The following is a 21,677-nucleotide window of genomic DNA, read 5'->3' as shown; positions in this document are numbered from 1 at the left end:
CTATAATGCATGTCTTGGTTTAGTTTGAAGGTATTTATACTTTACGATAAGCACTAGGCGTTACACCTGTGGCCTCTTTGAATGCACTAGTAAATTTACTACCATTCTCGTAGCCTACGGCATTAGCAATTTCTAAAATAGATTGATCTGACTCTTGAAGCAAGCGCTTAGCTGCATTAATACGACATTCCTTTAAATAGTGATGGATTGTCGTACCATATACCCCTTTAAAACAACGCTTTAATGTTGATGTAGGAATATCAAATTGGTCAGACAAGGAATCTATGGTTATCCGTTTCATAAACTGTGTAGATATATATTCATTAACAGCTTTTACAATATCTACTTGTTGTTTACGATAGGAGCTTCTCTTTTCATGATTAGTTGTAGAAATAATAGATAATAATAAGAAAATTTCAATAACTTTTAATTTAAAATAGTGCCCCTTGATTTGATCAGGCACTTTATATAAACTGGAAAAAATCTGACGAACAGATTCTGTCTCTTCCATCATCATACCAAAGTCAGAATGCTCACAGAATCGATTTGCTAATTGTGTCAAATCGATGCGCGCTTCAGTCACAAGTGCATCTAATACGGGTTGAGCCTTTTCAACATCTACGAGTAATACAATCCCTTTAAAGAGCTTTGTAGGGAAGTAGTTCTCATGTTGATAATCAGCATGAATATGCCACCCTATGGACATATCACCTGGCCCCATATATAAATAGTCACCAGATGTAAACTTGCACTCAATGCGCCCCTCTTCACAATGATTTATGGCAAACGTCTTCGTATGGGATTTTGCATAAAATTGAATCGTTTTTTGCTTCACATCAAGGAACATCAAATCGATACCATCAAACACTGTATGTCTCGACATAGAATTTCCTGCATGTGAAACTGCATGATTATGTGGATTCATACGATCACCATATAAACAAATACTATATAAATTACTATATACACAGTTATCATAGTATAATTGTTGATATTCATTGTCAAATTCAATTTTGTAATAATTCATTTTTTCTTTAAAAATATAAGTTTCTACTATTTGTAATCCACATAAGACAATTTCAGTAATATATAGCGCTCTATTCATTAAAATCCATTCATTACACAATCTACTCTATGTATGATTGATTTTCCAATAAAATAAGCCTTGCAAGTTAAACCAACGCAGTCTAACTTACAAGGCTATATTTAGAGTTATTAGAGATAATTCTTTATTTTTTTGTTTTTACAATAAAGACTAATGCTATAACATGACCAATCCATACAAAGGCCATAACACCAAGTGCAATGGGCATATTTTGACTAAAATAGGCACCAATTGCCATTATTGTACTAACCGATAAGAGAATGGACAACTTTGTCCGCAACGTCAACGCTTTATCGCGCTCATAAGCACCAACAGTCTTTTGATATAAACTAGATTCTAAGAACATGTTATGAAAACGTTCCGATCCTCGAGCTAAACAAAATAAAGTAAGCATATAAAAAGGAACTGTTGGCAATAGTGGTATTACAATTCCTGCTGTACCGAGAACAAAACTGATTGCTCCAACAGTCAAGAATATATATCGCACAACCACATTACTATGTTGCTCAGTTGTTTTCATTACTCCTCTTCTACGTAGTTAATAACTTTACCTTTTGTTTTAATAAAGTTTGGAATAATAAGTACAAGAGCTGCAATGGCTACGATACCATAGATGCCAGCCATACCTATCCATTCGAATGCATGACCTAATACAAGACCCATTACTGCAAAGTCTGCATCACCAAATGTTGTATTTTGGAAACCTAATTGACCAAGAACTGGCAATGCCAATGCTGGTAAGAAGGTAATAGCCAAACCATTAAGGAATGCACCTACTGCTGCACCACGACGACCACCTGTAGCATTACCATAAATGCCTGCTGTTGCACCACAGAAGAAATGAGGTACAAGACCAGGAATGATCAATACACCACCTACAGCACCAAGGATAAGCATGCCGATGATACCGCCGATAAAGGAGCTAATGAATCCCAATACTACAGCCGTTGGAGCATATGTAAAGAATACTGCACAGTCTACTGCTGGAATTGCATTAGGGATAATTTTTGTAGCAATACCTTGGAAAGCAGGAATCAAATCGCCTAAGATCATACGTACACCAGAGTATACGATTGTTACGCCTACAGCAAAGTTCATAGCGCTCATAACAGCATATAAGTAAGGACTCATATCACCGGATAAAGTAGATACAAATTCAGAGCCTGCTGCAATAGCTGCAATCAAATAGAATACGATCATAGTCAATGCAGTAGATAATGTAGAGTCACGCAAGAAGCCCCATTTCTCAGGAATTTCAATATCTTCTGTGCTATCTTCAGCTTTACCTACATATTGAGCAACCCAAGCAGATAAATAGTAACCTAAGCTACCAAAGTGACCAATCGCAATTTCATCACCATCAGTAACTTTAGATGTGTAGCTTTGACCAATCGCTGGAGAAATTGCAGACCATGCGCCCATCAAGAAACCACCTACAAGGATGAGTTCCATACCAGATAAACCTGCTGTACCAAGTACGGCAGACATAAGACATGCCATAAACAAGCTATGATGACCTGTTAAGAACACATATTTGAACTTGGTGAAACGAGCAATACATAAGTTCATCAATAAGCCTACAACGAGAATAGACATCGTTTCAACACCAAGTACCTTTTGTGCTACAGCTACGATAGCTTCGTTGTTTGGTACAACGCCAGTAATATGGAAGCCATGCTCAATCATCTTACCTAGTGGATCAAGGTTATTAACGATAACACCTGCACCGGCTGCGAGCATCAAGTAGCCAAGAATAGGTTTTAATGTACCGGTCATTACCTTATGAAACGGACGTTTCAAGGCAATTAAACCTATACATGACATAATACCAATCAAAAGTGCTGGTTGAGACAGCACATCGCGTAAGAACTCTAATACCATTTCCATGGCACTACCTCCTATATATAGTTGTTACATTTTATTGAGCTGCTTGTTTCAATGCATCAAGAATATCTTCAGTGATTTTCTTTTTATTGATATAGCTGCGAACAATAGCGACATTCTTATCTTCAAATTGTTCCGCTAACTCTTTTACAGTTACAATAAGGTCTGCTTTACGGCCTTGTGCAGCATTAAAATCAATAGATTCAACTTGTGCATCAATACCATTTTCAGCACAAATCTCTTCAATTTTCATTTTTAGCATCAAGCTAGAACCAATGCCATTACCGCATACAGTTAATACAGAAATCATACTTGCCTCCTCCTAAACGTATTCTTGATCTTCTAAACGCTCTGCCAAGAATTCTTGTACATCTTCAATACTTTCAAAATCAGCTGCTGCATCTAAAAACTCGTCATCTTCAAATAACGTAGCAATATCAGTCAACAATTGAATATGTTCATCCTTGTTAGGAGCACATAAGAATAATGCAACAGAAACCGGATCGTTATCAGGGCTACCAAAGTTTAATGGTTTTTCTAAGGTTACTAAAGCAGTACCTACACGTTTTGCCCCATTTTCCGGGCGAGCATGTGGCATAGCAAGACCTGGTGCCAATACAATATATGGCCCCATTTCACGTACAACCTCGACCATAGCCTCTGTATAAGATGGATCAGTAAAACCTGCATCAACCATAAGTTGACCACCGTGACGAATTACCTCTTCCCACGTTTCTGCGGGATAATGAAAAGATACATTATCCTCAGATAGTAAATCTTGTAACAAGCTAACACCTCCTAAATTTACTCACGTATATACTTTTATTATATCCATTCTATCAGTTTTTTCATATAACAAAATTGGAATTATTATACTATATACAACGAAGAAGGTCCCAATTCTATAAATTGGGACCTTCTTCGTACTGCTTGTATTGCACACAGCATATTGTAGAGAGTAGAGATGTGTTGTAGTTGAAAGATTTAAAATGGATTATTGTAAAATAGATGTAAAGTTTATTAAGTTGTATATGCTGTGACAATGCCTTTTTTATCTATTTCGATTATATTGTTGCCTATATTTTTTATCATTATTTGCCTTAATGGCCATAATTAATGGTTTGAGTGAAAGAAACTCTTCATCACTGAGTCGAATGGTTCTACCAATACGTTTAATCGGATTACGTGGGCGCCCGGCACCGCGTCTAGTTCCACCCCATGCCATATACATACCTCACTTTTCACTTGAAAAACTCCTTCTACCGATAGTATAACTGCTCATACATAAGTATGCAATATCTATTCATTATAAATAATCTCATAATAGTCTTTAAACGTGTAATAAACTGCATTTATTAATAAAATGCATAATCAAGAAAACCACATATTTATAAGCATTTCCCTATTCTCAACTTGAATTGTAACATCAATGTTGCCAAATATAGATAAATCGCTTTTATAGAATATAGTATTTAAAAGCTAATGTATACCTATATTCTTTGATTACATACTAGATACAACTAGTCAAATTAAAGTGTTAAAATCTCATCAACAAATGGGATAACTTAATCAATCTAATACTTTAACTACAGAAAAAAAAGACCGCTCTCGCAGTCTTTTTATTTCTATATATGATTGTATTAACCAAATAGTAAGTGACCTACTTCATACGCAATAGCTGCTACAATACCAGATAATGGAATTGTTACAAACCACGCCAACACCATAGATCTTGCTACGCCCCAGTTAACAGCTTTCAAACGTTTAGAGGAACCAACGCCTAGCAAGGAACCACTTACAACGTGTGTAGTACTTACAGGTAAATGTAAGAATGTAGCTGTAAAAATAGTGATGGCAGAGTTTAAGTCAGCAGCGAAACCATTGATAGTTTCCAATTTGAAAATCTTAGTCCCCATAGTAGAGATGATTTTCCAACCGCCTACTGCTGTACCCATGGCCATAGCCGTAGCACAACAAAGTTTAACCCATACTGGTACCTCTAATGTATCGATAAAGCCACCGCTAAGTAATGTTAAGGTAATAATCCCCATGGCCTTTTGCGCATCATTAGAACCATGAGAAAAGGCCATCATGATGGCAGATACAATTTGCATGGATCTAAATCTATCATTCAATACGATTGGAGAAAATCTACCAAAGATAAGCAACAATACTTTCATCACAATATAGCCACCAATCATGGCTACAATGGGAGATAAAATAAGGGATAAGAAAATCTTTATAATCCCTGCCTCATTTAAAGCATCGAACCCTACGGACCAACCTACAGCACCGATGATACCACCGATAAGAGCATGAGATGAGGAACTAGGAATCCCCCAATACCATGTAAGCAAGTTCCATGTTATGGCACCAATAAGAGCTGCTGAGATAATCGCACTATTAATAAGAGACGCAGACATTACGATGTCACCACCGATTGTCTTTGCAACGCCTGTACTAACCATGGCCCCCAAGAAATTGAGTGCCGCAGTCATCATAATTGCCTTTTTAGGCTCAATAGCACGGGTCGAAACAGATGTAGCAATAGCGTTCGCCGTATCGTGGAAGCCATTGATATAGTCAAAGGCTAATGCTAGAAATACAACTAGCCATACTAAATATTGAGCATCAAGCATACTTCAATACTACCCGGCGGAATGTACCAACCAAATCTTCGCAACCATCGATTACATCCTCCATGGCACTAAGGATTTCCTTCCATTTGATAATTTCAATAGGATCTGTACACTCAGTAAAGAGTTTAGCCATTTCTTCGTGGTAAATATTATCCGCTTCAGACTCAAGTTTCAATACTTGGTGTACACGGCCTTCTACCTTTACATGGTCCTTTTTAAGGCTACCCATATAACCAATAGATTTATTGATATGCTTAACGCATTTTACAACGATTTCACTCATACGGATAGCACCATCACTTGGCTTACCAACGTGGTACATAACCATTTTATCCATGATTTCTTTAATATTATCCAATGTAGTATCCAATTGGTCGATTAGAAGCTGAATATCTTCGCGATCCATTGGAGTGATGAATGTTTTACGCAAACGTTCTACAGTTTCGGTTACTAATTCATCGGCAGCTTTTTCCTTTGTATCAATTTCAAGAAAAGCCTCTTCTTTAGAGATATCGCCTTTAAACACACGTTCCATCATTTCTGCACTTTCATATGTAAGAGCAGCATGATTTTCTAAAATACTGAAAAATTTTTCTTCTTTTCCTTTTAATTTAAAAGCCATGAAGATCCTCCTGAAACAGTATTGATTGCTTCTATAAATATAATTTAATTATAGCACACTAACAATAATTCCTAAACAATTTACCATGCTCTATATTTTAACCCCTATGCGTATATGGCATATATAGTATCTCATTTCGTGAAAACAACTATAATAGTATTTACGTATTATAGGTGTACTCTCTAAACATTCTAGATCACAATAACTCGTAAGATGAATAGTTCTATGATTCTTCATAACATCCAATACAAGTCTAAAGACAATAATAAAAAAGCAGATAGCTGATTAATTATCAACTATCTGCTTTTTAACTTAAGCCACATACGAGTTTGTATAATATATAGCAACGAATTACAACAGTTAACAGTTAGAAATACGGTTAATTATTACTGTTACTATTTTTTACCTATTAGTTATTAGCTTCTGCTGCAGCTTTAGCTGCTTCTGCGGCCTTTTTCAAGTTAGGCACAGATGTTGGGCATGTAGCAGGTGTACAAGCACCATTAGGACCCAAGTCTTCAGAGCGATTTACAAATGTTGTATGTAACATGTGATGTGCTTTATGGCTCATAGGTTTGCCATCGAAGAACTCAGCATATAATTTTTGGATATCTGGATTATCACAAGCTGCTTTCACTTGTACCTCTGCATCGCGAGTATACAAGGACGCAATGCGAGCTTCACGAGCTTTATCAGCCATCGGTAATTTAACGCGTGGTTGACCACCACCACCGATACAGCCACCACGGCAAGCCATTACTTCAATGAAGTCATAATGGATGTTTTCTGCACGCATGCGTTCGATAAACTTACGCAAGTTGCCTGTACCATGAACAGCCGCTACATGTAATGTTTTATCACCAATCACTACGTCTGCTTCACGAGCACCGTCCATACCACGAATTGCTTCGAATGGGATCAATGTTTGAGGTGCATCTTCACCAGTTGCTAGTTTGTAAGCCGCACGCATAGCCGCTTCCATAACGCCACCAGTATTACCGAAGATGATACCACCACCAGATGCTTCACCCATCAATGGATCAAATGTAGAATCTTCTAATTCATCAAAGTTGATTTCTTCTGCACGTAACCATTTTGCAAGTTCACGTGTAGTAATACAGTAATCTGTATCGCGCATTTCTGGTACATCCCAGTATTCAGCAGAGGAATTCATTTCGTCACGACGAATCTCGAATTTCTTAGCTGTACAAGGTGTTACTGCAACAGCAACGATTTGTTTTGCATCAAGGCCCATTTTTTCAGCAAAATATGTCTTTTGCGTAGGCGCTTGCATTGCAATTGGACTCTTAGCTGTAGACAAGTTTGGCAAGAATTCTGGATAAAATGTTTCAGCAAACTTAACCCAAGCAGGACAGCAAGATGTGAATTGAGGCAATACCGCATCACTATTGATAACGCGTTCCAACAATTCAGATGCTTCCTCCATGATAGTCATGTCAGCACCAAAGTTTGTATCTAAAATATAGTCGCCACCCAATTTACGAAGAGCAGCTACCATTTTACCTTCTACGAATGTACCCGCATCAAGACCGAACTCTTCACCTAAGCCAACACGTACAGCAGGTGCAGTTTGGAAAACGACGATTTTATTAGGGTCAGCAATAGCTGCTTTTACTTCATCAATTTCAGAGCGTTCATTGATGGAATCGAATGGACAAATAGATGCACATTGACCGCAATGAATACAAATTGGATGATCCCCATTAGTTGTTAAGTCATAATAATCAAATACGCCCATGTCTACAGCACAAGCTTTACGACATAAGGAGCAGTTTTTACATTTGGATAAATCTTGAACTAATGCAATATTGCCGTCTTCAATAGGTACACGACGGTCTAAAAATTGGTACTTACTCATAAGTTCCTCCTACTTAGGTAACGTTGTTATCGTTAATCGATGAAATTATACTATACATTGTGATTTTTATCAATAAATTTACATGTAATTCCTTTGCATAACAGATATTAAAAAATCGCATGATACAAGGAATTATAGGCGTTCTTCTAATTCCATCCACCGTTCTGTGAGCGCATCTATTTGGGATTGAGTCTCTTCTCGCTCAGCCATCAAGGATTGCATCTTTTCATAATCAGTAGCAACTTGACTGATCATGACATCGAGGCCCTTTACTAAATGCTCTAATTTAGGTAACTCATCCATGATGTTAGCATACTCTGCTTCTTCCGCTTTATTGAGTCCCTTCTTCGGTGTTTCTTTGAAAGTATCTTCCCCAAATATAGCCATATTACTATCACTACCATCTATCGAAGTACTTAATGATGAATCATCAGAGCCAGTACCAATTTCAGATTTGTCAGTTTTATCAGTTTTAGAAGCAATAGATGTATCAGTATTGGCCATGTAGAATGGGCGCTTTCCACCACTACTTTCATCTAAAGAATCCTTGTAATCGGAATAGGAGCCGTGAACAATTTCAATTTGACCATCGCCACTAAAAACAAAGAGTTTGTCTACAACACGGTCTAAGAAGTAACGATCATGACATACTGTGATAATGACCCCACTAAAGGAATCAAGGAAGTCCTCTAGCACCTCTAATGTAGGAATATCAAGATCATTGGTCGGTTCATCTAGTAATAAAACATTAGGCGCGCTCATAAGCAATTTCAATAGATATAAGCGACGTCGTTCACCGCCTGAAAGCTTACGAATCGGCACACCATGTAACTCTGGTGTGAAAAGGAATCGTTCAAGAATCTGACCAGCACTCAACGTAGAACCATCGCCCAGAACCATATAGGAATGATCTTCACGAATATAATCGAGAACACGCATATCTTCATCAAACTCTGGTAGTTCTTGTTTGAAATGGGCAATGCGAACGGTCTCGCCCTTACCAATAGTACCGTTTGTAGGTTCATAGGTTCCATCAAGAATATTCATAAAGGTAGACTTGCCAACACCATTAGGGCCTACAATACCAATACGATCATGACGCACTACATGGTAGGTAAAATCCTTAATCATAGGGCGCTCACCAAAGTAGAACTCTAAATGTTCAATATCAAAAATGGTTTTCCCTAAACGCGTTTTTAAAGCAATGGGATCCATTTGATCGGGACGTCTAGTTTTCTCCATATTCTTAAGTTTTTCATAGCGGTCTAAACGAGCCTTTTGTTTCGTGGTTCTCGCCAAAGCTCCACGACGTACCCATTCGATTTCTCGTTTCAAGAACTGACGGCGTTTCTCTTCCGTAGCGGCCTCGCGAGCCTCTCGATCCGCCTTCAAGGCAATAAATTCTTCGTAATTACCATCATATTGATACATACGACGATTAGAAAGCTCTAAAATTCCATTACATACAGAGTCGAGGAAATATCTATCATGAGTACTGATTAATAGGCCCCCTTGACGAGCACTTAAGTAGGACTCAAGCCAGTCGATGCTATCTTCATCTAAATGGTTTGTAGGTTCATCTAACAATAGTAGGTCACAAGGATATAATAATGCCTGTCCTAATGCGAGACGACGCTTTTGACCACCAGATAACATAGCCACTTTTTGATCCATCTCAGGAAAACCTAATTTAGTTAAAATAATACGAGCCTCTTGCTCTACTTGCCATCCATCTTGTTGATCCATTTGTTCTAACGCATTCATATAGTTACGTGATATTTTACTATCCTCGCTACCAGACTCTTGCATTTCACGATATTCACGACTAATACGTTCAAAGGATTGCACCATCCGCAAACGAGGATGGTCTCCATCAAGAACAGCTTCTAGCAAAGTTGATTCTGGATCAAACTCTGGGGTTTGAGCCAAATAATGAATACTCGCCTTACCATTCCGCTCAATGGTACCCTTATCAGGCTCCATTCGGGCTGCCAAAATTTTAAGGAATGTAGACTTACCCGTCCCATTAATCCCTACAAGCCCTAAACGTTTATCTGTGGTGAAAGTAATATTCACATCTTTAAACAGCAGTCGCGTGCCATATGATTTTTCTATATTTTGTAAACTAATAACGTTCATCGTATGCTCCTATTATGTCATTCTGTTATTTATTATACTACACATTACCATTGACAGTAACAGGCGCCGTCAGTAGAATAAACGTAACGTATATATTCATGAGGAGGTCCACATGGCAGCAGATATCGTTTTAGACTTTTATGAAACTATCAACTTTGAACTTATCGATATCGATGGGTATGACACATTATTTACAGAGCTCTTAGAAGATGGCACCTATGCAACTGTGTCCGATGATGACGGTCATTTGCCAGAGGATTTAGAGACGCCAATCGTATTCAATGTGTACGACGATAACGACTCCTTCCAATGGAGTGTGACCCTAGATGATTCCTACCAACTAAAAGACTTGTTGGACGGTGCTGAAAGCACAGATACATTCTTAGAAACACTTCAAAAAATTCGACAAGAACATATCGAACAATACCAATAAAGCAAAAGCGATGACCTAAAGGTCATCGCTTTTTATTTCATATAAAGCTACTAATATCTCTATATTACTAATCAAGAAATACGCTCATTACCAATAGCTAATTATATTCGTACTAGCCACTACAAGAGATTAGTTAATAAACTCTTCCGCTTTTATTAGTTCAACAGGTTCGCCCGTATTAGTAGCATCTAGAATTTCAATTAAGCTATTTACGATATTCGCTGCACCATCAACATGCCATTCACGAGCGCGCTCAGACATTTGTTGAAGTCGTGGTAAATTGATGAGAAGGGCTGTCACAACATCTTCTAAGTTATGAATATCACGAGCCCAACGAGCACAACCCCGTTGCTCTAATAGCTCTGCATTAGCCTCTTCTTGCCCTGGAATAGCATTAAAGAACACCATAGGTAAACCAATTGTAACAGCCTCCATACAGGTTAATGCACCAGGCTTTGTTACCAGCAAGGAAGAGGATTTCATAAGCTCCGAAATATTCGTAGTATATCCATACACAATAGTCTTAGTACGCATAGATTCACTAAGGGTAACTAAGGATTCATAAAGAGATGTATTTTGACCGGCTACAACGGTAATTTCACCAATGCCATTAACTTCATCTAAGTGTTTTAATGCCGTTTCTAGAGAACCCAATCCAAGGCCCCCACCCATAACGAGCACTTTTATGGGTTCCTCTAAGCTATATTCTGCAATAGCATCACGGAAGAAGGCACGACGCACTGGAATCCCAGATACATGGATACGTGAGGCATCGATACCAGACGATACCATTTCATCTACCATCGATTCAGTAGCTACATAGTATGTATCAATTTGTGGATATAGCCAAAATTGATGACTACTAAAGTCCGTCATGATAGCCACTAATGGTACATCGATATGACCTTGACGTTTTAAGATAGACGCTGCACCACATGGGAATGGATGAGTAAATACCATCACATCTGGTTCTTCTTGTTGCACCAACTTAAGCATGCGGCTTTTCAATAGGTATGATAATGCAGTTTGCAAAATCGTACCTCGTTTTTCCCCTTTTGATACACGGTAAATCATATCATATAGCATAGGAAATACGTCAATCATCTTGATATATGTGCCCTTGATCAAATGCTCTACAGACATGGTTTCTGTATCAAGAAAGTCTACATGTGTTATGGACGCTTGTGGCTCTTTCTCTTTCCAATATTCTTCTATGGCTCTGGCGGCCTGCATATGTCCGGTCCCAATAGAAGCGGACACGATGAGAACCTTCCGTGATCTTTCGTTATTCATAGTACACCCTTTCTCTGTGCATTATACCATAAATAGACGAAAAAAAGAGACCTCGAAAGGTCTCTTTCCAATCCATTAAAGATTATTTTTTGCGTTTTTTAGCTTTTGCAGCGTTAACTTGTTCTTTCAAACCTTTACCAGCTTTGAATGCAGGGGATTTGGAAGCTGCGATTGTAATAGTTTTACCGTTTTGTGGGTTACGGCCTTCACGAGCTGCGCGTTCACGAACTTCGAATGTACCGAAGCCGATAACTTGTACTTTACCGCCAGCAGCTAATTCTTCAGCAACTGTGTCAAATACAGCTTTTACCGCTTTTTCAGCGTCTTTTTTAGTTAATTCAGTTTTTTGTGCAACACTTGCGATTAATTCTGTTTTGTTCATGACAGAACCTCCTTAAAAATACTATACCTAAGAAGCATGCAAACCTCTAGGCTACTTTTCCTGCACTTTAGCCTCCTCCCAAAAAGCATCCAGCTCAGCTAATGAAAAGTCTTCCCATGAGCGATCGCTTTGGTTAACACAAGCTTCTACATGTAAAAAACGCTGTCGGAACTTTGTGTTTGTGCGATTTAGTGCATTTTCACCGCTTATTTTATACCATCTTAATAGATTAATCAAGGAAAAAAGCACATCTCCCGCTTCTTTTTCCATATTTTCTCTATCTTTTTGGGCAATAGCCTCCTTAAATTCATCCATTTCTTCCGAAACTTTCGCCCAAACCGGATCGAGCTCATCCCAGTCAAAACCTAGCTTCGCAGCCTTTTCTTGCAACTTATAAGCCGCCACTAAAGCAGGTAAACTTTTAGATACACCATCTAATACAGATTTTTGTATATTTTTCTTTTCTTGTGCCTTTAATTCATCCCAACTGTATGATTTTTCATTATTTTCAGGGTCAAAAACATGGGGATGACGACTAATCATCTTCTGAGTCACATCATTAATTACATCTTCTAATGTAAACTGACCAGCTTCTTCAGCCAATTGACTGTGAAAGACAACTTGTAATAATACATCACCTAGTTCTTCACGAAGATTAGCCATATCTTTATTATCGATAGCATCTACTACTTCATAAGTTTCTTCAATGAAATATCGACGTAACGATTCATGAGTTTGTTTTTGATCCCAAGGACAACCATTAGGAGCTCGCAAGGCTTTTACTACATCTACTAATGGTTGTACCGATACAGGCTTATCAGTATTGTTCTTCATATAGTTTAGCCTCCTCCTTATCTCGGCGAGCTTGTAAGCGCTTGCCTATAACAGGGAAATGATACATATCAGCTTTTACAACGGCCTTTGTTAACCATAAGGATAAACCATATACAAATACAGCCACAATAATAGCCGCTGCCACTGCACCACCATTGCCGAATAACTCTACAGTAGTCACATATACTACTTGTGTAGCACCGCCCATAGCCATGGCAGACACTACAATTTTTAATAGCTCTAATTTATTAAGTACAGATCCTACATATTTTTTAACAAATATATAGTTTATGAATGCCGCAATGGCAAAATTCAAATTCGTTGCCCATGCAGCACCATTAATGCCTAGCTCAATAGTACCTGTCAATTCATAGTCTAAGAAGGTCTTAGCCAACAAACCAATAAAAATGGCTATCATAGGAATAACAGTTCTGCCTAACCCTTGCAAGATGCCTGCTGTAATCTGTTGCCAACCTAAGAATATAATGCTCAAGCTAATAACAGCAATAACAGGACCTGCATGAGGCGTTGCATATATCAGTTTAGATATAGGTGTCGCCAACACACAGAGGCCGATACAGGCTGGAATAGTAAAGATATTTGCAATTTTAATGGCTGTCCCAGCGCGCTGCACAATACGATGTACATCACCTTGGGCATGCGCTTCCGATACAGCTGGGACAAGACTAGCTGCTAGAGATGTAGTCAAAATAATGGGCAATCCAATCAACGATGTAGCCATCCCTGTAAGATAACCAAATTGTGTGGTCGCTTCATTGAGATAATACCCAATATCCATCAAACGCTTTGGGACGATGAATGTATCGATAAGGGATACCATAGGCAGCATAATATTGGCCATCGAAACAGGTATGGCCAAACTAAATAGTCGTTTCACTACAGAACTGTTACTTTCACCAACAGCATTCGGATTCTGCTGTGCCAACATTTGCGCCCGTACACGACGTTGACGATAGTAAAAGTAAATTAATACGAGTAATCCCGCTAGTACGCCAGGGAATGTAGCAAAGGTTGCACCACCAGCCGCTAAGTGTAACCCTCTATCAATGAAGTAATAGGCTAAGCCCACCATAGAGGATACGCGGAAGATTTGTTCAAAGACTTGGCTAGTCCCGGTAGGAACCATATATTGGAAGCCTTGGAAGTAACCTCTAAAACAACTCAAAATTGTAACGACAAAGATTGCTGGTGATAATAGCTGAATGGCAAGCAATGCACGAGGATCTGTAATAATATGAGAATCTATGAGCCACTGCGCACTACCGTATAAAGCAACACTAAATACAAGGCCTAACAGTGTTAATACCTTTAAAGATACGGAAAATACTTGTTGTACGCCACGCATATCATCATTAGCTAGCTTTTCCGCAATCATAATAGATATGGCCACAGGAATGCCAGCCGCGGAAATACTAACGATAATTTGATAAATCGGATAGGCCATCATATATAGGCCAATCCCTTCACCACCGAGAACACGTGCAATAAGGACTTTACTGAAAGCACCAATAACCTTAACGATAATCCCAGCTAAGGTTAAAATCATAGCACCCTTTAAAAATCGATTCATAGGCCCTCCTTAGACGATGATTTCTGGCTAAGAGCCTTCATCACCGCTTCCGTAATGGTCAAAATAGAACCTTTCATGCCATTAAGGCTTACATATAATGTGGCTGGCTTGGTGTCTGCAAATTTCATCTTCTTCCATAGATCTTCTCGTACAGCCCCCATATCCCAATCGGCCATCTTAGAATCATCATGCCAATGGATAGTAAGCTGTTGATCTCTACGGACGATACTTTTAATGCCAAGTAAACGTGCTTGCTCTTTAATTTGGGCAATGCGCAATAGTCGGTCCACCGGATCTGTTGGCGTACCGAACCGGTCGATGAGTTCGTCTGTCATATCATCAAGCTGTTCTTTTGATTTAATATGTAACAATCGTTGGTATACAGAAATTTTGCGGGCACTATCTTTGATATATGCATCGTCGATAAAGGCATCTACCTCTAAGTCGATGGCTGGATCAATGGAGACCTCGCGTTCTACCTCTTTATGTTGAGCCTTCGCAATAGCTTCTTCTAACATACTTACGTACATACCAAAGCCGACAGAGGCGATGTTACCATGTTGTTGTGAACCTAAGAGATTACCAGCCCCACGGATTTCTAAATCTCGCATCGCCAATTTAAAGCCAGCACCGAGCTCGGTGAACTCTTCAATAGCTTTCAAGCGCTTTTCTGCAGCCTCTGAAAGCATTTTGTCAGGTCGATACATAAAGTATGCATAGGCCCGTCTACGAGAACGCCCTACGCGTCCACGCATTTGATATAGCTGAGATAAACCTAATCGGTCCGCATCATAAATGATGATAGTATTGGCATTAGGAATATCTAAGCCGGTTTCAATGATACTTGTAGACAATAATACATCATAATGGCCTTCATAGAAATCCGTCATAATTTCTTCAATTTGACGGCCCGTCATTTGACCGTGAGCAATAGCATAGCGTAAACCAGGTAATGCTGCTTCTAATAACTCACCCATATGATTAATTGATGCAACGCGGTTATATACGAAGTAAACTTGTCCGCCCCGTGCCAATTCTCGCTTGATGGCATCAGCAACGATGTTCATATCATATTCCACCACATAGGTCTGAACCGGCAATCGTTCCTCTGGTGGCGTGTTGATAACAGACATTTCCCGAACACCTACAAGAGACATATGTAAGGTCCGAGGAATTGGGGTTGCACTTAAGGTGAGCACATCAATATTACTAGCCCACTCTTTCCATTTTTCCTTTTGAGCTACCCCGAAGCGTTGCTCTTCATCAACAACAAGCATGCCTAATTCTTTAAAGACTACTTTTTTATTAAGTAGTGAATGGGTGCCGATAAGAACATCGATAGAGCCATCCTCTACACCTTTTAGCACTTGTTTCTTCTCAGATGTACTGCGGAAACGATTGAGCACATCGACTTTGACCCCAAATGGAGCAAAACGATTCCAGAAGGTTTGGAAATGTTGCTGTGCAAGAACTGTTGTCGGTACGAGCACCGCAACCTGTTTGCCACTCATAACGGCCTTAAAGATGGCACGCATAGCCACTTCGGTTTTACCAAAGCCTACATCACCTGCTAGCAAGCGATCCATAGGAACAGGTTTTTCCATGGATGCCTTGATTTCTGCTGTAGCCTGTAATTGGTCTTCCGTTTCTTCATAAGGGAAGGCGTCTTCAAACTCTTGCTGCCATGGTTGATCTGGCAAAAATGCAAACCCTTCTGTAATTTCTCGTTGTGCATAGATCTCAACGAGCTTATCTGCCAAATCATTGATGGATTTTTTGGCCTTTGTAACAACCTTAGCCCAATCACGGCCACCCATTTTATGGATGCGCGGCACATCACCTTCATTACCAATGTATTTTTGTAACTGATCTAGATTGTTTGCTGGTAGGAATAACTTATCCGTTCCGGCATAGGCGATTTCAATATAGTCCCGGTGAATGCCTTCTGTTTCTATCGTTTTAAGGCCAATATACTTACCAATACCATGCATGCTATGAACTACATAGTCACCTGGTGTTAAATCCGTAAAGTAATTGATTTCTTGGCCCTTTTTAGGCTTGTTGCGAAGCTTACGTTTTTGTTGTCCGTAAATATTACCTTCTACAACAACTACTAAATGGCTATTTGGCAATTCAAAACCATCGGTCAATAAACCTTGCAAAATAACGACCGTATTAGGTTTTGCAATCCATTCCTTACTATGAACAAAGGCAATCCCTTCACCTTCAAGAGCTCGTTCAATACCTTCTCGTCGTTGTTGGTTATTTAATACCAATACAACTTGATGATTTAGGCGATGCCATTGCTTAATTTCATCTGTTAGGAGTGGAATTTGACGCTCAAAGCTCGTCATCGTCTTACCTTGAATACCGATTGGATTAAATCCAGGTAGACCAATAGAGCGTTGTTGCATAAATGTGAAAGCTACTTGATTTGTAGCCTCTACAGTACGTTGTAATTCACTCCAGTCGCAATGATTTTTCCGATGTGTAGGATCTTCCTTGAGGAACTTCTTTAATGCTTCCTGGATACGACCGGGCTCATCATAGATGAGAGTCCCTTCTTTCACATAAGATAATAAGGTGCAATCTGCATCACTTTTACCAAGGAAGAACGGTGTCACCGTATACGAATCAATTTGTTCAATAGAACGTTGGTTCTCAACAGAGAAGAACCGCAATGTATCGATTTCATCGCCAAAGAACTCAATTCGTATTGGATGTTCACTATTAACAGGATAAATATCTAGAATATCCCCACGCACGGCAAAATGACCACGTTGTTCCACCTGGTCTACACGTTCATATCCAATTGTAACAAGCTGTTCAAGAGCTGTATCGCGATCAATCGTATCATTCAAAGAAAAATGTAACGACTGGCCTTTTAAATATTGTGGAGATACTACATATTGTGTAACCTCTTCTGCATTCGCTATAACTACGGCAGGTTCTTGCCATGCTAGCAATGCTAAAGCACGCATTTGTGCACCTTGATCTTCAAGGCTACGAGCAGTGGTTGTAAACTCCACATTGTCAGTTATAGGAAATGATAGGACTGGGATATTAGGCCAGAAAAAGGCTAAATCTCGTTCCCACATCTCTTTATGGTCCTTATCATGGACTACGATAACTACGGGCTTTGTAAGACCTGTAGCAAAAGCTTGGTTTAAGAGGAAACTCTTTTGAGACCCACTTAGACCATATATGACTGACTTTCCTTTCCGCTGAAATGCGTTTAGCCCATCCACAAAGGATGGGTTCTGTGAAAGCAGCTTAGTTAATGTATTATCCATACTGCACCATATAGTATTCATGATTATTTAAATAAATAGTTCTAACTCATTTATTATAACATTTTTAGGCAAAAAAAATAGCACCTCAAAAGGTGCAATAAAGTTGGTGCGGGAGAAGGGACTTGAACCCCCACGCCGTAAGGCGCCAGATCCTAAGTCTGGTGCGTCTGCCAATTCCGCCACTCCCGCGTCTCAACTGAAATAATAATATCATGTATATAATTCATCGTCAATCATTTTTTTAGATTTAACTAAAATTTCATGTTGCCTCTAAAATATCTACTATATGACTAATTAAATATCTACTATATAACTAATTCTATTTTTCTTATTTTAACCTTACATATTGGTTATTATATAAACTGTAAAATGAAAAAGAGACTGACCCAGAATCCGAACTACTAGAATCCTGGGTCAGCCTCTTTTTTAGGATGATGATGAATAAATGCATGCCCTACATTTACCATAAAAATATATTAACAGTCATAACACATGTCATGCTGGTAATACCAAGAAGGTATTATTCACCATGACCATGCCATCGACATTTAGGTCTTTCGAATACAATCTAACTCATAAATGATGAAGATTGTATAGAACTAAAAAATCCTTTTTACGGGTACGTAAAAAGGAGCCATTAACTTCTCCTCCCTATCTCTCGTAGGTCAAATGGTGAATGTTGAATAGGCAGTTCTCCTGACTCGGCGTCATCGCTTATCTAGCCTTCCCAGTTTCCCAGTGACTTAATTTAGACTCGCTCGACCATACAGTGGCGGGACCGTGCTGGCATTTAACCAGCTTCTCTATTATGCTTTTCAGCACCTATTCCCAAATATGATGTTTTCTATGAGTTAATATTAACACCGCTATCGTATTAAGTCAATTTATTTTTGTAATTTTATTTACAATTTTACTGTCCATTAATTTATACATATATAAACATGAGTTATACACTATTTAGATATCTTCACCGCTTTTACTATTTCATCTCTTATTCATCTATTGCCATATATGATATTTTTAATTACAATATAAAGGTATCTAAAAATAGGAGGAATCTATGTATATCGGAGATTTCATTAAAGAATATCGTGAAGCCAATGGTGTATCCGTTGAAGGCTTCGCCACAAAAGCAGGCTTAACAGTTACAGAAATTGAAGCCTTAGAAAATAACTTACAAGAAGATGGTACTGTAATACCAGTTGCGATGCGACAAATTAAAGGTATAGCCGCAGCTATGAGTGTACCAATGCCTGTAGTTTTGGCTCAGATTCCTTCCGATCAAGAATTAGTTGTCCATGTAGTAGCTGAGTCTGATCAGCCACATGCAAAGTAATAAGGAGAATAAATGAAGCGTAGTTTATTAATTGCAGCAGCTTTCACAATCTTAGGCATCCTGCCCTCTCAAGCAGTCAATATTGCTGACTTAGAGAATGCAAGAGGTTATGCCTACTTATATCGTATGAATGGTCAAAACTATTACGCAGAACAACGCGTTAAAGTTATCGCTGGTGAAGGTAATAAATTTGAAATTATCGGTCGTACCTATAGCCATCAAGGGGCTCAATATTATATGACAGAGTACATAAACCATTATTACTTTGATCAAGATGCCGATACAATTCAATGGGTCCAAGAACAACGTAATATTATCGATGCCCGTACAGGTAGAGTATTACGCGAGGAAAAACGACCTAAAGCAAAATTGATTACTTTAAAACCAGATACTTATGGTTATATGCAAGCTATCTATTGGAGAGATCTTGCCGTAGCTGCAGGTCAGCTAAAATAATCTAAGTATTATCTAATCGACAATTTTTAAAAGCTCGCCATATAAAGTATACATATAATAAAGGACTCTACTGATTAGAATGTAGAGTCCTTTTGATTATACTATTACTATAAGTAGATAAAATAAAAAAGCACCACATTACTGTGATGCTTTAATTTGGTGACCCAGAAGGGATTCGAACCCCTGGCCTTTTGATTCGTAGTCAAACGCTCTATCCAGCTGAGCTACTGAGTCATGTACTTGGTACTCACTTATATTAACACAACGCTTAAATCTATGCAAGCATTTTTTAATATTTTTTTGAGTAATTTTATGGACATGCGGTCCGAAGACCGCAATCCAAATTTGGCAGGGGCAGTAGGACTTGAACCCACAACCAACGGTTTTGGAGACCGCTACTCTACCAATTGAGCTATACCCCTATGTTCATCAAGCCGTGCTTGATACTTGATTAGTTTAACAAAAAATAGACCCTATGTCAAGAAACAAAGCGCTTTAAAATAATGAAATAATAGTGAATTTAAAAGGAAAAAGAGCCCTTTTTCAAGGGCTCTTATGTCTACCTAACTTTTACCTTTATATATACGGGAGATGGTATATATAATTAGAGAGTTTTGTATATGTATTGTTTTGTTTATACACAGGGAGAGTATTGTTGTGTATTTAAGTGTTGTTTTATGTGTTGTATTGTTTTGTGTTGTGTTGTTTGTATTATTTGTAAAAGGGACAGGTAAAAGTTATTTGCAGTAGACCTCCATTTCCTTAGTTGATCTCAATCAACTATTGCTAGTATATAGATTCTATGTGAAAACATAGTGAAAGTTTTATGAGATATATATGAAACGAGTAAATTTTGGTACATATTTAAACATTACAAATATAGCTATAAAACTTGTATTTACCTATGCTTTTAGGTTTATATATAATTTCTAGATAAAACTATGCATGAATAGAATATGTAGTAGATAGTCATTATTAGAATTTATAATTAAAGCAATATTAATTACATAAAAATGATTAGTTAAAAATTTGATTAAAGAATGTCTTATATACTGTTTTGATCAATCAAGTATTATGTATAGATATATCCATTAAAATAGTAATATTTGAGTTATACTGTTGTTTTTATATCATTAAGAAGTCTATACCTATTGAATAATACAACTAACGTTTACGGATAAATATTTAAAGTTAAAAATGAAGGATGATGGTATATTATGGATAAGTATATATAGAGATAGAGATATAGTGATACTTTAGTATTAATCGATATATAATACTTAGAACGTAACTCTAAATAATCACCCCTATAAGCTAGTTTAAGATGGCTTAAAGGGATCTTTATATGTGTGAGTACCTTAACAAAAGATAGTTACAAATTATTGAATTTGCTCAACAGCCTATATTGTTCAGTAACATGGGCACTACGTGCCGCGTTACTGATTAGATATATCTACGTCCTACCATTAGACGCGGCTTCCTATCACACTCGCCCATGACAGTATATAATACAACAGTTTAATGTACGGTACATCGTTTAGGGCTTCGTCGAACCTGATGCAATGGACGTATGCATCGCTGCGCTCCTTTACGCCCTATTGCCCTAGGTTTCACACGCCGTCCTACAGATTACTATCCATAGATAATACTTGTACAACTTTGGCTGGAGACGGCTCTAGTAGGTATGAGAGCTGTGCTCGTTAGAGCACAAAAATAGAGGGCCAACCCTTTAGGGTTGACCCTCTATTTTATGCTTAATCAGCAGCTTCCTATCCTCCCAGGCCGTCTCCA

The 21,677-nt window shown here is 38.3% G+C and carries 18 protein-coding genes, 3 tRNA genes and 1 riboswitch; of the genes, 3 read left to right on the top strand and 18 right to left on the bottom strand.

Annotated features, from left to right (window positions below; genetic code table 11):
• Positions 1-34: 34 nt before the first annotated feature.
• From KH109_RS04230 to KH109_RS04185, 10 genes are all read right to left on the bottom strand, one after another.
• The gene (locus KH109_RS04230; protein ID WP_295216145.1) at positions 35-925 is read right to left on the bottom strand and encodes an AraC family transcriptional regulator; all 891 of its coding nucleotides are present in this window, start codon (positions 923-925) and stop codon (positions 35-37) included.
• Positions 926-1,229: 304 nt separating this feature from the next.
• Complete coding sequence (locus KH109_RS04225) at positions 1,230-1,625, bottom strand: YbaN family protein (RefSeq protein ID WP_295216142.1); 396 nt, start codon at positions 1,623-1,625, stop codon at positions 1,230-1,232.
• Positions 1,625-2,992 (bottom strand): PTS ascorbate transporter subunit IIC, encoded by a 1,368-nt coding sequence (locus KH109_RS04220; protein WP_156720043.1) that lies wholly within the window; start codon positions 2,990-2,992, stop codon positions 1,625-1,627. Before KH109_RS04220 ends, KH109_RS04225 begins: the two co-directional genes overlap by 1 nt.
• A gap of 31 nt (positions 2,993-3,023) precedes the next feature.
• Positions 3,024-3,299 carry a PTS sugar transporter subunit IIB gene (locus KH109_RS04215; RefSeq protein WP_005385725.1) on the bottom strand — a complete coding sequence of 92 codons (276 nt, stop codon included), beginning with the start codon at positions 3,297-3,299 and terminating at the stop codon, positions 3,024-3,026.
• Between the two features lie 12 nt (positions 3,300-3,311).
• A complete protein-coding gene (locus KH109_RS04210; protein WP_024047885.1) occupies positions 3,312-3,776 on the bottom strand; it encodes a PTS sugar transporter subunit IIA in 465 nt (154 codons plus the stop codon).
• Positions 3,777-4,040: 264 nt separating this feature from the next.
• On the bottom strand, positions 4,041-4,214 hold the full coding sequence (locus tag KH109_RS04205; protein ID WP_213467737.1) for a hypothetical protein: 174 nt from the start codon (positions 4,212-4,214) through the stop codon (positions 4,041-4,043).
• A gap of 415 nt (positions 4,215-4,629) precedes the next feature.
• On the bottom strand, positions 4,630-5,628 hold the full coding sequence (locus KH109_RS04200) for an inorganic phosphate transporter (RefSeq protein ID WP_213467736.1): 999 nt from the start codon (positions 5,626-5,628) through the stop codon (positions 4,630-4,632).
• A complete protein-coding gene (locus KH109_RS04195) occupies positions 5,621-6,250 on the bottom strand; it encodes a DUF47 family protein (RefSeq protein ID WP_005385708.1) in 630 nt (209 codons plus the stop codon). Before KH109_RS04195 ends, KH109_RS04200 begins: the two co-directional genes overlap by 8 nt.
• A 409-nt stretch (positions 6,251-6,659) precedes the next feature.
• Positions 6,660-8,129 carry a [FeFe] hydrogenase, group A gene (locus tag KH109_RS04190; protein WP_295216139.1) on the bottom strand — a complete coding sequence of 490 codons (1,470 nt, stop codon included), beginning with the start codon at positions 8,127-8,129 and terminating at the stop codon, positions 6,660-6,662.
• A gap of 132 nt (positions 8,130-8,261) precedes the next feature.
• On the bottom strand, positions 8,262-10,268 hold the full coding sequence (locus KH109_RS04185) for an ABC-F family ATP-binding cassette domain-containing protein (protein ID WP_295216136.1): 2,007 nt from the start codon (positions 10,266-10,268) through the stop codon (positions 8,262-8,264).
• A gap of 112 nt (positions 10,269-10,380) precedes the next feature.
• On the opposite strand from KH109_RS04185, the gene KH109_RS04180 reads away from it, so the two are divergent.
• Positions 10,381-10,701, top strand: coding sequence for a hypothetical protein (locus tag KH109_RS04180; protein WP_295216133.1), 321 nt, complete (start codon positions 10,381-10,383; stop codon positions 10,699-10,701).
• 129 nt (positions 10,702-10,830) lie between these two features.
• On the opposite strand, the gene KH109_RS04175 is transcribed toward KH109_RS04180, so the two are convergent.
• The 6 genes from KH109_RS04175 to KH109_RS04150 form a co-directional block, all read right to left on the bottom strand.
• Positions 10,831-11,994, bottom strand: coding sequence for a glycosyltransferase (locus KH109_RS04175; protein ID WP_295216130.1), 1,164 nt, complete (start codon positions 11,992-11,994; stop codon positions 10,831-10,833).
• Between the two features lie 82 nt (positions 11,995-12,076).
• Entirely contained in the window at positions 12,077-12,376 is a 300-nt protein-coding gene (locus KH109_RS04170) for an HU family DNA-binding protein (protein WP_005385694.1), read from the bottom strand.
• Positions 12,377-12,427: 51 nt separating this feature from the next.
• The gene (gene mazG / locus KH109_RS04165; RefSeq protein WP_295216127.1) at positions 12,428-13,210 is read right to left on the bottom strand and encodes a nucleoside triphosphate pyrophosphohydrolase; all 783 of its coding nucleotides are present in this window, start codon (positions 13,208-13,210) and stop codon (positions 12,428-12,430) included.
• Positions 13,194-14,801 carry a polysaccharide biosynthesis protein gene (locus KH109_RS04160; RefSeq protein ID WP_295216124.1) on the bottom strand — a complete coding sequence of 536 codons (1,608 nt, stop codon included), beginning with the start codon at positions 14,799-14,801 and terminating at the stop codon, positions 13,194-13,196. The genes mazG and KH109_RS04160 overlap by 17 nt, the downstream gene beginning before the upstream one ends.
• Positions 14,798-18,094: a transcription-repair coupling factor gene (mfd, locus tag KH109_RS04155; RefSeq protein ID WP_295216121.1), complete on the bottom strand. Its 3,297-nt coding sequence runs from the start codon at positions 18,092-18,094 to the stop codon at positions 14,798-14,800. Before mfd ends, KH109_RS04160 begins: the two co-directional genes overlap by 4 nt.
• 104 nt (positions 18,095-18,198) lie before the next feature.
• A tRNA-Leu gene (locus KH109_RS04150) sits at positions 18,199-18,283 on the bottom strand.
• A gap of 479 nt (positions 18,284-18,762) precedes the next feature.
• Positions 18,763-18,935: riboswitch (cobalamin riboswitch) on the bottom strand.
• A 219-nt stretch (positions 18,936-19,154) separates the two neighbouring features.
• On the opposite strand from KH109_RS04150, the gene KH109_RS04145 reads away from it, so the two are divergent.
• Together KH109_RS04145 and KH109_RS04140 are read left to right on the top strand one after the other, a co-directional pair.
• Positions 19,155-19,430: a helix-turn-helix transcriptional regulator gene (locus KH109_RS04145; protein ID WP_295216118.1), complete on the top strand. Its 276-nt coding sequence runs from the start codon at positions 19,155-19,157 to the stop codon at positions 19,428-19,430.
• 12 nt (positions 19,431-19,442) lie between these two features.
• A complete protein-coding gene (locus KH109_RS04140; RefSeq protein WP_156720037.1) occupies positions 19,443-19,886 on the top strand; it encodes a hypothetical protein in 444 nt (147 codons plus the stop codon).
• Positions 19,887-20,043: 157 nt separating this feature from the next.
• On the opposite strand, the gene KH109_RS04135 is transcribed toward KH109_RS04140, so the two are convergent.
• Together KH109_RS04135 and KH109_RS04130 are read right to left on the bottom strand one after the other, a co-directional pair.
• Positions 20,044-20,120: transfer RNA gene (locus tag KH109_RS04135), tRNA-Arg, on the bottom strand.
• 112 nt (positions 20,121-20,232) lie between these two features.
• A tRNA-Trp gene (locus KH109_RS04130) sits at positions 20,233-20,308 on the bottom strand.
• Positions 20,309-21,677: the final 1,369 nt, after the last annotated feature.

The organism is Veillonella sp., from assembly GCF_018381775.1.
Taxonomy (GTDB): domain Bacteria; phylum Bacillota; class Negativicutes; order Veillonellales; family Veillonellaceae; genus Veillonella.
This window is presented reverse-complemented; position numbering and strand designations above follow the sequence as displayed.